The following is a 14,103-nucleotide window of genomic DNA, read 5'->3' as shown; positions in this document are numbered from 1 at the left end:
CTTTACATTTTTACGGGTGCAACGCGACCGTCCGATGTCGTCAGACGCCTTCGGCAACCAAACATCTTACAAATGCGCGATCGAAGCTGACGCCGCGATTCACGCCGCCGCGCAGGATCGCCGACGTTCGTGACACCCACATTTCGAGACACGAAATCATGAAAACGTTTTTGTCCGTGCACGGGGCACGGGAGATCGGACGGGAACGGCCCGGCGAGCGCGGGCCGGGAGGCGATGCCGGCGCCGGTCGCACCGACGCGCTTCAGTGCTGCGACGCGGGGCGCGCGAGCCGCGCGGTCACGGCGTCGGCGAGCGCGCTCAGGCGCGCGCGGATCGCCGTGTTCGAACCGACCAGCGCGAGCGACGCCGCCATGATCCGGTAGACGCGCTTTCTCGGCACCTTGGCCGGCTGCGCCGGGTCGAGCCACGCAGCGTGGCCGGCCAGCAGTTCGAGCGTTTCGAGGCCGATCATGATCGGCCACAGGCAGGCGAGCCGAAGCCGCACGAAACGGCGCGGGATCGCGAGCGTATACAGGCATGCGTCGCGATACTGGTCGAGCGCGCCGCGCAGCAGGTCGACCAGCACGCCGCGCGCGCGCGCCGACGCATCGGGCTGCATCAGGTCGGCCACGACGAGCCCGTGCGCGCGCAGCACGTCGTCGGGCAGGTAGCAGCGGCCGATGCGCAGGTCCTTCGCGCAATCGCGCAGGATGTTCGTCATCTGCAGCGCCTTGCCGAAACGGATGCCCTTCTCGCGCATGTCCGGCAGATCCCAGCCGCGCGCGGCGCGCGTGTGCGCGCCCGTCATGTCGGTCCAGAATTCGCCGACGCAGCCGGCGACGAGGTACGTGTAGCGGTCGAGTTCGCCGCGCGTGGGCAGCGATGCGACCTGCCCCGACCGCTCGTCCGGAAACGTGCGCAGGTCGAATTCCATCCCCGCGGTGAGCGTCGCGACGACCTTGCGGATCGACGCGCGATCGACCTCCGGCTGCGCGCGCAGCAGCGCGAGCATCGGCTCCATCGAGCCGAGCAGCAGGTGTTCGTGCGAATCGGTCTGCATCCGCGTCACGTCCTCGAGCGAACGCGACAGCGCCGCGCCGTCGCCGAGCCGCTCGATGTCGTCGCGCAGGTCGGTCAGCAGCGCCGCGCGCCGGTCGGGCGCGACGAGCGCCGTGTCGGCGATCGTATCGGCCGCGCGTGCGAGCAGATACGCGAGGCCCACCGGGTCGCGCATGCCGTCGGGCAGCACGCGCAGCGTCAGGTAGAAGGAGCGGGAAACGTTCTTCAGCAGGTCGCCGAGCAGATAGGCGGGATCGGTATGGGTCGTCATGAGTCGGGAAAAATCGGCCGGCGCGGGCCCCGGACGCACACGGGCGCCGGGCGCCCGCGCCGGCCCGCGAGTCGCCGCATCGTCGCGCGCGGCGGGCAGCGGCCCCGGTGCGGCGATGCAAAATTCCCGCAAGTTTAGTGCATCCGGCGCGCGGGTTCGCTGTGACGGCCGGAATGCGATGTGCGCAAGGCTGCCGTCGCTCGCGCTGCCGCGCCCGTCGCCCCTTCAAAACAGAACAGAAAGCTGGAAGTAATACATATGTAATTATTCGATGCGACGATCGCGCACCGTTCGATTCCGTTCTGCCCGGCTTCTCGCCGGGCCGCCGACTCGAGCGCCCTTTCCGACTCCGTTTCGAAGGTTCAACGACATGCTCCTCAAGCGCCCGACCTCCCTGCGCTATGCCCCGTTCGCCTGCGCCGCCGCGCTCCTGCTCGCCGCGTGCGGCGGCGACGACGCTCTCACGCGCGCCCCCACGCAGCCGATCTCCGCGAAGGTCCAGGTGGTCGGCCATCGCGGCGCGAGCGCGCTGCGCCCCGAACACACGCTCGCGTCGTATCGCAAGGCGATCGAGGACGGCGCGGACGTGATCGAGCCCGACCTCGTGTCGACGCGCGACGGCGTGCTCGTCGCGCGCCACGAGAACGAGATCTCGGGCACGACGAACGTATCGGCGCTGCCGCAGTTCGCCGGCCGCAAGGCGACCAAGACGATCGACGGCGCGCAGTTGACCGGCTGGTTCACCGAGGATTTCACGCTCGCGGAGCTGAAGACGCTGCGGGCGCGCGAGCGCATTCCGCAGGTGCGCCCCGCGAATACGGCCTACAACGACCAGTTCGAGATTCCGACGTTCGACGAGATCGTCGCGCTCGCGAAGCAGATGTCCGCGCAGACAGGCCGCACGATCCATCTGTACCCGGAAACCAAGCATCCGACCTACTTCCAGTCGATCGGCCTGCCGCTCGAGGATCGCCTCGTCGACGCGCTGCTGAAGGATTCGTACACGTCGCGCACGGCGACCGTCTACATCCAGTCGTTCGAAGTCGCGAACCTGAAAGCGATCCGCAACCGGATCAAGTCGAGCCAGCCGAACTGGCAGCTCGTGCAGCTGATGGACGAAGCCGGCCAGCGCCCGTACGACTTCGTGAAGGCGAACGACACGCGCACCTACGGCGACCTGTCGACGCGCGACGGCATGCGCGAGATCGCGACCTATGCGAACGGCGTCGGCCCGTACAAGACGTCGATCATCGCGGTCGCCGCGGACGGCACGCTGCAGCAGCCGACGCCGTTCGTGCGCTACGCGCACGAGGCCGGCCTCGTCGTGCATCCGTACACGTTCCGCCCGGAAAACAACTTCCAGCCCGCATCGCTGAAGGACGGCGGCACGCCGGCCACGCGCAACACGGCCGGCTCGGTGCGCGAGATCCAGGCGTACCTGCGCGCGGGCATCGACGGCTTCTTCACCGACGATCCGGCCGTCGGCCGCACGGCCGTCGATACGTTCAAGCGCTGACACGAAGCGCCGATCCGCACGCGACCGGGCGCCGCGCACGAGGTGCCGCGCCCGGTTGCACCGCGTCGGTCAGATCACGTTGAAGTGGTGCGTGCCGTCCCGCTTCAACTGGTCGACCAGCCCGTATTCCCAGTCGAGATAAGCCTGCATCGCCGCGGCCGCGTTGTCGGTGCCTTCGTACGGGCGCCGATAGCGGTCGATGCGCGGCGACGCAAGACGGGTCTCGCCGCTCTCCAGCGGCAGCCCGGCGTCGATCCACGCGGCCGTGCCGCCGGTCAGCACGCGGATCTCGGCCGACGCCGGCAGCAGCGCGCGGGCGTCATCCGCCGCGAACCGCGCAAGCAGGCTCGATCCGCACGTGAACACGTAGCGCTTCGCGGGCGGAATCGCGGCCAGCGCGTCGCGCAACTGCGCACGCACGGCAAACCACGCGCCCGGCACATGACGCTTCACGTAGTTCGCGCTGGCCGTCACGTCGACGATCGCGAGCTCGCCGGGCGCGGCCTCCTTCAGCCAGCCGGCGAGCGTCGCGGGCGACACGTCGGCCGCGGGCGGCGTCGCGGGCACGTCGCGCGGCGGCTGGCCGCGCTCGACGAATGCCGCGGCGCCGGCCGGCTCGACCACGCGCACGTCCCAGCCCATCTGCGCGAGCCACGACGCGGTCATGTCCGCGCGCACGCCGTCGTCGTCGGCCAGCACGATCCGCGCGCCGCGCACGGCCGCATGATGGTCGGTCTCCTGCACGAGCTGGCCGCCCGGCGTGCTCAAGAAGCCCGGCAGGTGGCCGGCTTCGTATTCCTCCGGCGTGCGCACGTCGAAGCGGTACAGCGTGCGGCCCGGTTCGGCGAGCGCGGCGACGTCGGCCAGCGCGATGCGCGGCACGCCGGCGCGCTCGGCCACCGCGCGGGCGGCCCGACGCGCTTCGGCGCGCTGCGTCGCGTCGATCTCGTCCGGAAAGCGCCGTGCGGCGCCGCGCTCGAGCGTCTGGCCGGCCAGCGTCCAGCCGATCGTGCCGTTGCGCAGCGCGGCGACTGGGTTCGGCAGCCCCGCGTTGACGAGCGACTGCGTGCCGATGATGCTGCGCGTGCGGCCCGCGCAGTTGACGATCACCTGCGTGCGCGGGTCCGGCGCGAGCGCGCGCACGCGCAGCACGAGTTCAGCGCCCGGCACGCTGGTCGACGTCGGGATGTTCATCGTCTGGTATTCGTCGAAGCGGCGCGCGTCGACGATCACGACATCGGCTTTCGCGTCGATCAGCGCCTGCACCTCCTGCGCGGACAGCGACGGCGTATGACGCTCGGCCTCGACCCATTCGCCGAACGACTTGCTCGGCACGTTCACGTCGATGAACAGTTCGCCGCCCGCGGCGACCCAGCCGGCGAGGCCGCCGTCGAGCAGCCGCACGTCGGTGTAGCCGAGCCGCACGAGCGTCGCGGCCGCGCGCGGCGCGAGATCCTCGCCGCCCGCTTCGCCGAACACGACGATCGGCGTGTCGCGGCGCGGAATCCGCGTCCACGCGTCGAGTTCGAGCTTCGACAACGGAAAATTGGCGGCCCACAGCGGATGGCCCTGCGCGTACGGATCTTCCTCGCGTACGTCGATCAGCGCGATCTCGTCGCGGGCAAGCAGGCGCGCGCGTACGTCCTGGTACGACGCGACGGGGAAACGGGAAAGGGAATCTGCGGAGTGCGTCACGATGTCTCTGGGTTGAATACGTTGAAGTCGGTGAAGAAAACGGAACGGCTCGATCGTGGCCCTGCCGCCGCGCGCCCGCCACGGGCCGCGCGAGCGGGCGTTGCGTCAGGCATTCGAATAGCCCGACACGAACGGCTTCACGGTACCGTCGTCCAGGTAAACCGCGCGCTCGACCTTGCCGATGTTCGCGCCGTACACGTGGATGCTGATCGATACGCGGTCGGCAAATGCGTTGGTCACGCGGTGAACGTCGCCGATGCGCGGCGACACGGCCTCGACCTCGCCCGGCCGCAACCGCACGGCGTCGCCCGCGGGCACCGGCCTGCCGGCCGCGTCGAACCGGTACGGCTGCGAGAACTCGCCGCCGCGCAGCATCCCGATCAGCCCCCACACCGTGTGATCGTGGATCGGTGTCGCCTGGCCCGGCCCCCACACGAAGCTGACGACCGAGAAGCGCTCGTCCGGGTCCAGATGCAGCAGGTACTGCCGGTAACGCTCGGGATCGGGCTGCGCGAATGCGTCGGGCAACCAGTCGTCGTGCTCGACGAGCGCGGCGAGCAGCGCGCCGCCCTCGTCGAGAATGCGCGCCTCGTTCGCGCCGGACGCGAGCAGCGCATCCAGACCATCGACGAACGGACGCAGCGGCGTCTGTTGCAACGAAAGCGTACTCATCGGCCGTCTCCTCGAATATGATGCCGAATATGATGGATCGTCATGATGCACCCGAAAGACCATGCAGAACAAACATGAAAATTAGCGATATCGACGCTTTTGCAGCGGTCGTCCGCTGCCAGACCCTGAGCCAGGCCGCGGCCGAGCTCGGGATGACGCAGCCCGCGATCACGCGGCGCGTCCAGAATCTCGAGGAAACGCTCGGCGTGACGCTGCTCGACCGCAACACGAAGCCGCCGCGCCCGACCGACATCGGCCGGCAGGTGTTCGAGCAGTGTCGCGCGATCCTGCGCGAGGTCGACGCGCTGCGCGAACTGACGGCCGGCCAGCAGCCGCCCGCCGGTGAATTCAGGATCGGGCTCACGCAGGGCCTTGGCGAACTGATGCTGCCCGCGCTGATCGCGGATCTCGCCGCGCAGTGGCCCGCACTCGCGACGCAGGTCACGACCGCATGGGGCGGCCTGCTCGTCGACCGCATCGCCCGCCGCGAACTCGATGCGGCGCTGGTCTTCCTCGCGCGCGAGATGGTGCTGCCGGCGCAGGTCGAGGGTGAACGCTTGCTGGCCACGCGGCTCGTCGCGGTCGGCCGCAAGGGCGACTGGCCGCGCCGCAGCTACCGGCTCGCCGATTGCCACGCGCGCGGCTGGGTGCTCAACCCGGACGGCTGCGGCTTTCGTGCGGGCCTGCGGCGCGCGCTCGACGCGCAGGGCCTGCCGATGCCGGTCACGCTCGATGCGTACGGCCGCGACCTGCAACTGCAGAGCGTCGCCAACGGCTTCGGCCTCGGGCTGATGCCGCTGCCGCTCGTCGAAGGCAGCCCGCTGCGCGACGCGCTCGATATCGTGCCGCTTGCCGATTTCAAGCCGCAGATCGATCTGTGGCTGCTGCGCCGGCACGATGCCGCGCGCCTCGACGCGCCGCTCGCGGCCGTCGCCGCGCATGCGCGCACGGCGTTCGCGCTGCCCGAGCAATCGCACGACAAGGCCGCGTAACGTAGCCTCGGTGGCCGCGGTAGCCTCGGTGGCCGCGCGGCGCCTGCGTCGCGCCGCGCCGTTGCCGTGCGCGGCAACCTGGCCCGGCTCACGCATCGCGTCGACCGCCTTCGCTCCCGGTGCGTGACGTCGCGTCCGCCCCTGCATTCGTCTGCCCGCGCGTCGCCACGTCGAGCGCCGCCCGCCCCGCCGCCACCGCGATCGCATCGTCCTGCGGTGTATGCACGCGGCTGCACAGCACGTCGCGATAGTGGCGTTCGAGCGGATTGCCGCGGCTCAGCCCGTGATTGCCCGACAGCTTCAGCGCTTGCTCGACCGTCCGGATCGCGTGCTCGGTCACGGTGCGCTTGACGAGGCCGCTGGTCGTCACCGACGGCGCGTTGCCGGCGTCGGTGCGCGCGATGTGATCGTCGAGCAGCACACGGTTCGCGTGCAGCCAGCCTTCGATTTCCCCGACCGCCTCCTGCACGCGCGGCAGCGTCGCGAGCGGGGCGCCGAGCCCGCTCGGCGCACGCGTCGTCGCGAATTCGACGAGCCAGTCGCGCGACGCACGCGCCACCGCGTCGTACAGGCTGCCGAGCAGCACGACCATCCACGCCTGCTGGTCCGCCTGCGCGTCGGCATCCGCATGAGTGGCGGCCGATACGGTCCATGCGTCCGGCGCGCGTACGTCGACTGCATGGTCGGCCGGCAGCGGCACGTCGTCGAACACGACTTCGTGGCTGCCGGACGCACGCAGGCCGAGGTGATTCCAGCTTTCGATCACGCGGATGCGATCGCCGTCCGCCGCGGGGTCGCGCGGCACGAGAAACACGCCGACGCGCGGCGCCGGTTCGTCGGTGCGCGCCCACACGGCCAGCCAGCGCAGCGCCGGAATCCCGGTACTGTAGAGCTTGTGGCCCGACAGCCGCCAGCCGTCGCCATCGCGGCGCGCGAGGGTCGCCGGCAGCCCGCCGCGCGACGGCGAGCCGAGCGCCGGCTCGACGCGCAGCGCGTTGATCAGCGCGCCGTGCGCAACCGCGCTGTCGAACACCGCGCGCCGCACCTGCGCGGGCCAGCGGTTGTCGGCGCGGCCGAGCGCGCGGTGCTGCAGATACGTCATCGTCAGTACCAGCGCGGTTGCCGGATCGGCCCGCGCGACGGCCGCGACGATCCGGCTCGCCCGCGCCAGCGTCGCCCCGGCGCCGCCATGCTCGCGCGGCACGACCTGCGCGATCAGCCCGGCACGATGCAGTCGCGCGAAGTTCTCGTGCGGAAAGCGGGCCTCGACGTCGTTGCGGGCCGCATCGGCGGCGAGTTCGGGAGTGAGACGCTCGAGCAGCGCGGCGAGGCGCGCGTCGTCCGTCTCGTCGATGGCGTCGGCGTGGGCGGGCTTGGCGGCGTCCGCGGGCAGCAGGCGCAGCGAGGGTTGCGGTGGCGGCGAGGAAACGGCAAGGCTGGCGGACATCGAAACGGATTCCCTGGGTAGGTCGAACACGGCGGCGGAACGACGAAAACGGCGGGCGCAAACAGCAGGCGAAAACAGCGCCAACGCGCGCCCGATCATTCACGAGCCCACAGCGTATGCGCAACCCATACGGCCCCAAACCATGCAAATCTGATATTCAAATCCGGATTGATTATTTCCATTCCGCATGATCCCGGCGTTAACCTGCGCTCCATTCCTGCCCGGCCGTGCGCCGGGACATCCCTGCACCGGAGACCCAGATGAGCGTCGAATTCATCGGCATGATCCAGAGCCAGAAGCAGTCGGAAATCCACCCGGCGTCCGGCCCCGTGGTCGATCCCGACTATGTGCGCGACTTTGCCCGCGCCCACGAAACGGCCGGTTTCGACCGGATTCTCGTGCCGCATCACTCGACCGGCCCGTCGGCGACGCTGACGATCGCGTTCGCGGCGGCCGCGACCGAGCGCATCCATTTCATGCTCGCGCATCGCCCCGGCTTCACCGCGCCGACGCTCGCCGCGCGGCAGATCGCGACGCTCGACCAGTTCAGCCGCGGCCGGCTCGCCGTGCACTTCATCTCCGGCGGCTCGGACAGCGAGCAGCAGCGCGACGGCGATTTCCTCGATCACGACGCGCGCTATGCACGCACCGACGAATACCTCGGCATCCTGCGGCGAATCTGGACGGAAGCGCAGCCGTTCGATCACGACGGCGCGCATTACCGGTTCAAGCAGGGTTTCTCGGAAGTGAAGCCGTTCCAGCAGCCGCACGTGCCGATCTACTTCGGCGGCGCGTCGGAAGCCGCGCTCGCGGTGGCCGGCAAGCACGCGGACGTGTACGCGCTGTGGGGCGAATCGCTCGACCAGGTGCGCGACCTGACGACGCGCGTGCGCGCCGAAGCCGCGAAACACGGCCGCCAGGTGCGCTTCTCCGTATCCTTCCGCCCGATCCTCGCGGCGACCGAGGACGAAGCGTGGGCGCGTGCGCACCGCATCCTCGACGAAACGCGCCGGCTGCGCGAAGCGGCCGGGCTCGGCGCCGGCGGCCCACAGCAGAGCGAAGGCGCACGCCGCCTGCTCGCCGCGGCCGAGCGCGGCTCACGCGTCGACAAGCGGCTGTGGACCGAGATCGCGAAGCTCACCGGCGCGCGCTCGAATTCGACGGCGCTCGTCGGCACGCCCGAACAGGTCGCCGACGCGTTGCTCGACTACTACGACCTCGGCGTGACGACGTTCCTGATCCGCGGCTTCGACCCGCTGGAAGACGCGATCGACTACGGCCGTGAACTGATTCCGCGTGTGCGCGGCGCCGTCGCCGCACGCGACGCGGCGCGCCGCGCGGCCTGAGCCCAACGGAGCCATACGGAGCCCTACGCGATCATGTCCGCCGTCCTGTCCTCGCCCAACCGTACCGCATCGGGCCTCGTGCTCGCCGACACGCCGCGCCAGCACTTCTGGTTCGATCCGCCCGCACCGCGCCTCGACGTCGCCGCCGAGCGCCGCCACCGGCAGGAGCGGCTCGCGGCCGCGTTCCGCCTGTTCGCGCGCTTCGGCTTCGCGGCGGGCCTCGCGGGCCACATCACAGCACGCGATCCGGAGCTGCCGGATCATTTCTGGGTGAACCCGCTCGGCGTGCATTTCTCGCAGATCAAGGTCTCCGACCTGCTGCTCGTCAACGCACGGGGCGAAACCGCGATCGGCAAGCGGCCGCTGAACAAGGCCGCGTTCGCGATCCATGCGGCGATCCACGAGGCCCATCCGCACGTGGTCGCCGCCGCGCACACGCATTCGACGTACGGCAAGGCATGGTCGACGCTCGGCCGCCCGCTCGATCCGCTCACGCAGGACGCGTGCGTGTTCTACGAGGATCACGCGCTGTTCGACGATTTCACCGGGATGGTCGTCGACACCAGCGAAGGCGCGCGGATCGCCGATGCGCTCGCGAAGCCGGACGGCACCACGCACAAGGGCGTGATCCTGAAGAACCACGGGATCCTGACGGCCGGCCCGACGGTCGAGGCCGCCGCGTGGTGGTACATCGCGCTCGACAACGTCGCGCACACGCAGTTGCTGGCCGAAGCGGCCGGCACGCCGCAACCGATCGATCACGCGACCGCGCGCCATACGCACGGCCAGATCGGCGGTCCCGACGGTGCGCTGCATGCGTTCGACAGCCTGTTCGCGCGCGTCGTCGCCGACGAACCCGACCTGCTCGATTAGGGCCTGTTCACGCCAATAACGGACTTGCGCCACACCGGAGACCAGACCATGACCCAAACCACCGCACCCGCGCCCCACGACGCGCACGACGACCAACGCCGCCGGCTGCTGCGCGCGGCCGGCGCCGCCGCGCTCGCCGTGCCGGCAATCACGCTCGGCCGCCACGCGTGGTCGGCGCCGCCGCTGAAGAAGCTCACGTTCGCGTGGAACCAGAACGCGTTCTGCCTGACGCCGATCGTCGTCGCGCAGGAGCGCGGCTTCTTCGAGAAGAACGGGCTGCAGGTCGAGCTGATCAACTACAGCGGCTCGACCGATCAACTGCTCGAATCGATCGCGACCGGCAAGGCCGATGCGGCGGTCGGGATGATCCACCGCTGGCTGAAGCCGCTCGAAGCCGGCTTCGACGTGAAGATCATCGGCAGCTCGCACGGCGGCTGCGTGCGACTGCTCGGCGCGAAGGCGGCCGGCGTCACGACGCTGCAGGCGCTGAAGGGCAAGACGGTCGGCGTCAGCGATCTGGCCGCGCCCGGCAAGCACTTCTTCTCGATCCTGCTCGCGAAGAACGGCGTCGATCCCGAGCGCGACATCACGTGGCGGCAGTATCCGGCCGACCTGCTCGGCGTCGCGGTCGACAAGGGCGAAATCCACGCGATCGCCGACGGCGACCCGAATCTCTACCTGCTCGAAAAGCGCAGCAACGGCGCGTATACCGAACTCGCGACCAACCTGTCCGGCGAATACGCGCGCAAGGTGTGCTGCGTGATCGGCGCGCGCGGCGATCTCGTGCGCAACGACCGGCCGTCGGCCGCCGCGCTCGCGCGCTCGATCGTGCAGGCCACCGAGTACACGCACGACAACCCGAACGAAGCCGCGAAGGTGTTCGCGAAGTATTCGCCGAAGATCAGCCCCGAGGATCTGCGCAAGCTGTACGCGACGCTCACCTACACGCACCACCCGACCAACGTCGACCTGCAGCAGGAAATCGCGTTCTATGCGGACGACTTCCGCCGCATCAGCGTGCTGAAGAAGAGCACGGACCCGCAGCGCTTCGCGCAGCAGGTCTATGCGAACGTACTGGGGTAACGCGATGTCGACGATCGAACATGCGTCCGCCGCACGCGCCGCATCGGCCCCGGCCGGCGCCGCCAACGCCAATGCTTCCGCGCGAGCGGCCTGCACGACCTGCGACGCCGCGCTGGCCGCGGAAGCCCGGCGCGCGCGCACCTGGCCGACCGGCATCGCCGCCGCATTCGCGTGGGCCGCGCTCGGCGCGCTGACGCACCTGTGGCCGAACCGAATCGTCGGCTTCAGCGACTGGGCGTACACCGACACGTTCGGCACGGCCGCGTGGACGATCGCCGCGCTGCTGCTCGTCGCCGCGACGCTCGGCCATCGCGTTCCCGCGACCCGCACGCGGCTCGCACGCGTTCGCCCGGCCGGCCCGTGGCTCGTCGCGCTGCCGCTCGTGCTCGCCGCGTGGGAAATCGTCACCGCCAAAACCGGCTGGCTGCCGACGCCGTTCTTCGCGCCGCCGCAGGCGCTGATCGAGGTCTACGTCGACGACTGGCCGCGCCTCGCCGGCAGCGCCGGCAACACGCTGAAGCTGCTCGCGCTCGGCTTCGCGTACGGCGTCACGGTCGGCTTCGCGGTGGGCGTGTCGATCGGCTGGTCGCGCCGGATCGGCTACTGGGTGCATCCGGTGCTGCGCGTGCTTGGGCCCGTGCCGGCCACCGCGCTGCTGCCGCTCACGTTCTACTTCTTCCCGTCGAGCTATTCGGCCGCCGCGTTCCTGATCGCGCTTGCAACCGGCTTCCCGGTCGCCGTGCTGACGTGGTCGGGCGTCGCGAGCGTGAACAAGCAGTACTACGACGTCGCGCGCACGCTCGGCGCGAACGCGCGCTTCCTCGTGCTGCGCGTCGCGATTCCGGCCGCGCTGCCGCACGTGTTCGTCGGCATCTTCATGGGGCTGAGCGCGTCGTTCACGGTGCTGGTCGTCGCCGAGATGATGGGCGTCAAGTCGGGGCTCGGCTGGTATTTGAGCTGGGCGCAGGGCTGGGCGTCGTACGTGAACATGTATGCGGCGCTGATCGTGATGGCGCTGCTGTTTTCCGGGTTGATCGCGCTGCTGTTCGCGGTGCGCGACCGCGTGCTCGCCTGGCAGAAAGGAACCGTCAAATGGTAAGCGCCGCCGTACTCGAACCGTCCGCCGCCACTGTCGCGGCGCCCGCCGTCGCGCCGCCGCGCGGCGCACGCATCGACATCCGCCGCGTGAGCCACGCGTTCGACGGCCCCGGCGGCGCGCTGCCGGTGCTCGACGACGTGTCGCTGTCGGTCGCGGCCGGCGAATTCGTCGCGCTGCTCGGCCCGAGCGGCTGCGGGAAATCGACGCTGCTGCGCCTCGTCGCGGGGCTCGACGCCGCCAAGCAAGGCCGAATCGCGCAGGACGGCGTGCCGATCGAGCGCCCCGATCCGTCGCGCATCGTCGTGTTCCAGGACCCGACGCTGTACCCGTGGCGGCGCGTGCGCGCGAACGTCGCGCTCGGCCTCGAAGCACGCGGCGTGGCGCGTACCGCGCAGCATCGCGTCGACGATGCGCTCGCGCGCGTCGGGCTGGAGGACTTCGCGAACGTGTTTCCGCATCAGTTGTCCGGCGGGATGGCGCAGCGCGTCGCGCTCGCCCGCGCGCTCGTCAACGATCCGCGCCTGCTGATCCTCGACGAACCGCTCGGCAAGCTCGATTCGCTGACGCGGCTCACGATGCAGGCCGAACTGACCGCGCTGTGGCAACGCGACGGCTTCTCCGCGCTGCTCGTCACGCACGACGTGGAAGAAGCGCTGTTTCTCGCGCAGCGCGTGATCGTGTTCGGGCCGCGCCCGGCACGGATCGTCGCCGAACTGCGCGTCGACCTGCCCTACCCGCGCCATCGCGGCGACCCGCGCCTCGCCGAATTGCGCCACGACGCGCTGCGGCATCTCGGGCTCGATGCGAGCTGGTAGATGCCGGGTGCCGTTCGACGTTCGAATGCGGTCCGCCGGAGGCGCGCGCGATGAATGCGCCGCCGTTCGCCGACTGGGCCATCGCGTTCCTGCAACTGCTGTATCGCGCACAAATCGCGTTGGCGCATGGGTTGCACGCGATCGGCCTGACCGGCGACGCCGACGGCCAGGCCGCGTGGCCGTGGGCACACCGCATCGCGCTTGAAACGCTGCGCATCGACGCCGGGCTCACGCGGCAACTCGCGTTCGCGTGTACGTTGACGGCGCTGGCCGTCGGACTCGCCTGCGCCGCGCTGGCTTTGCGCAAGTGGCGTGTCGCGACGGCCATCGCCGCGCTGGCCGTCGCGTGGTTCGCGCCGTGGCCGCCCGCTTCGCTGTGGCTCGCGCCCGCCGTGCCGACGAGCTTCCAGCGCGACCCCACGCCGTTTTCCGTGTCGAACGTGATGCGCGGCGCGCACCTGTATGCGCAACATTGCGCGGCCTGCCACGGCGCGGACGGGCGCGGCGAAGGTCCGCTCGCGGCCACGCTCGCGCACTGGCCGCCGACCTTCGCCGGTGCGCTGCTCGCGCGTCGGCTCGACGGCGAACTGTTCTGGCGCGTGCGCCACGGCACGCGGGACGAGCACGGTGCGTCGACGATGCCCGGCTTCGCGGCGACGCTCGGCCCGCAGGACACATGGGCCGTGCTCGATTACCTGAAAGCGCTGGCCGCGGGCAGCGGCGCGCAGGCGGAAGGCGCGTGGCCGGTGCCCGTCCCGCTGCCGGCGCTCGACGTGCGGTGCGGCGACGCCGCGCCCCAGGCGCTCGAGCGCTGGCGCGAAGGCCAGCGCGTGCGCGTCGTCGCGCTCGCGGCCGGCGCGACGCCACCGCAGGAAGACGCGCGCTGGCAAACCTTGCTCGTTACCGAACGCGGCGCGCCCGTGCCGCCGTCAGCCGGCCCGCGCGCGAACTGCGTCGCGACGACCGCCGATGCGTGGCTCGCGTTCGCGACGATCGCCGGCGTCGCGCCCGATGCGCTCGGCGGCACGCAACTGCTCGCCGATCGGCGCGGCTGGCTGCGGGCGCGCGCATTGCCGGGCAGCGCCGGCTGGTCGGATGCCGACCTGCTGTGCCGCTCGGACACGGTGGCCCGCCCGGCCGCGCGCACCACGAGCGGCGACGCACTGACCGCGCTGCTGCTGCGCGTCGACCAGGAACCCGTGCGCGACGTACAGGCCGGGCTTCCGCATTGAATC

12 protein-coding genes are annotated in these 14,103 nt (G+C 70.7%); 8 read left to right on the top strand and 4 right to left on the bottom strand.

Features of this window, described 5'->3' with window-relative positions; translation table 11 throughout:
- Window positions 1–262: 262 nt before the first annotated feature.
- Window positions 263–1,330, bottom strand: a complete 1,068-nt coding sequence (locus KPB06_RS27815; RefSeq protein WP_099317394.1) for a phytoene/squalene synthase family protein — start codon at window positions 1,328–1,330, stop codon at window positions 263–265.
- Window positions 1,331–1,700: 370 nt separating this feature from the next.
- On the opposite strand from KPB06_RS27815, the gene KPB06_RS27810 reads away from it, so the two are divergent.
- A complete protein-coding gene (locus KPB06_RS27810) occupies window positions 1,701–2,846 on the top strand; it encodes a glycerophosphodiester phosphodiesterase (RefSeq protein WP_275905869.1) in 1,146 nt (381 codons plus the stop codon).
- Between the two features lie 69 nt (window positions 2,847–2,915).
- Here the strand turns inward: KPB06_RS27810 and KPB06_RS27805 are convergent, their stop codons facing one another.
- On the bottom strand, window positions 2,916–4,541 hold the full coding sequence (locus KPB06_RS27805) for a rhodanese-related sulfurtransferase (protein WP_060011337.1): 1,626 nt from the start codon (window positions 4,539–4,541) through the stop codon (window positions 2,916–2,918).
- Window positions 4,542–4,646: 105 nt separating this feature from the next.
- Window positions 4,647–5,213, bottom strand: coding sequence for a cysteine dioxygenase family protein (locus KPB06_RS27800; RefSeq protein WP_060011336.1), 567 nt, complete (start codon window positions 5,211–5,213; stop codon window positions 4,647–4,649).
- A 17-nt stretch (window positions 5,214–5,230) separates the two neighbouring features.
- Between KPB06_RS27800 and KPB06_RS27795 the strand changes: the two genes are divergently transcribed.
- Window positions 5,231–6,205 (top strand): LysR family transcriptional regulator, encoded by a 975-nt coding sequence (locus KPB06_RS27795; protein WP_179231774.1) that lies wholly within the window; start codon window positions 5,231–5,233, stop codon window positions 6,203–6,205.
- Window positions 6,206–6,293: 88 nt separating this feature from the next.
- Here the strand turns inward: KPB06_RS27795 and KPB06_RS27790 are convergent, their stop codons facing one another.
- Complete coding sequence (locus KPB06_RS27790) at window positions 6,294–7,652, bottom strand: acyl-CoA dehydrogenase family protein (RefSeq protein ID WP_060011331.1); 1,359 nt, start codon at window positions 7,650–7,652, stop codon at window positions 6,294–6,296.
- 260 nt (window positions 7,653–7,912) lie between these two features.
- Between KPB06_RS27790 and KPB06_RS27785 the strand changes: the two genes are divergently transcribed.
- Genes KPB06_RS27785 through KPB06_RS27760 form a run of 6 tightly spaced genes read left to right on the top strand, consistent with a single transcriptional unit; the run spans window position 7,913 to window position 14,100 of the window.
- Window positions 7,913–8,998 carry an LLM class flavin-dependent oxidoreductase gene (locus KPB06_RS27785; RefSeq protein WP_060011329.1) on the top strand — a complete coding sequence of 362 codons (1,086 nt, stop codon included), beginning with the start codon at window positions 7,913–7,915 and terminating at the stop codon, window positions 8,996–8,998.
- A gap of 33 nt (window positions 8,999–9,031) precedes the next feature.
- Window positions 9,032–9,871, top strand: coding sequence for a class II aldolase/adducin family protein (locus tag KPB06_RS27780; protein WP_060011327.1), 840 nt, complete (start codon window positions 9,032–9,034; stop codon window positions 9,869–9,871).
- Window positions 9,872–9,919: 48 nt separating this feature from the next.
- A complete protein-coding gene (locus KPB06_RS27775) occupies window positions 9,920–10,954 on the top strand; it encodes an ABC transporter substrate-binding protein (RefSeq protein WP_060011325.1) in 1,035 nt (344 codons plus the stop codon).
- A 4-nt stretch (window positions 10,955–10,958) separates the two neighbouring features.
- Window positions 10,959–12,053, top strand: a complete 1,095-nt coding sequence (locus tag KPB06_RS27770) for an ABC transporter permease (protein WP_060011323.1) — start codon at window positions 10,959–10,961, stop codon at window positions 12,051–12,053.
- Entirely contained in the window at window positions 12,047–12,868 is an 822-nt protein-coding gene (locus tag KPB06_RS27765) for an ABC transporter ATP-binding protein (RefSeq protein WP_275905870.1), read from the top strand. Before KPB06_RS27770 ends, KPB06_RS27765 begins: the two co-directional genes overlap by 7 nt.
- 50 nt (window positions 12,869–12,918) lie before the next feature.
- Entirely contained in the window at window positions 12,919–14,100 is a 1,182-nt protein-coding gene (locus KPB06_RS27760) for a c-type cytochrome (protein WP_275905871.1), read from the top strand.
- Window positions 14,101–14,103 lie beyond the last annotated feature (3 nt).

Origin of the sequence: Burkholderia semiarida (assembly GCF_029268935.1) — a bacterium.
In the GTDB taxonomy this organism is placed as follows: Bacteria; Pseudomonadota; Gammaproteobacteria; order Burkholderiales; family Burkholderiaceae; genus Burkholderia; species Burkholderia semiarida.
Note: the sequence above shows the minus strand (reverse complement) of the source record. Positions and strands in the feature narration are given on the sequence as shown.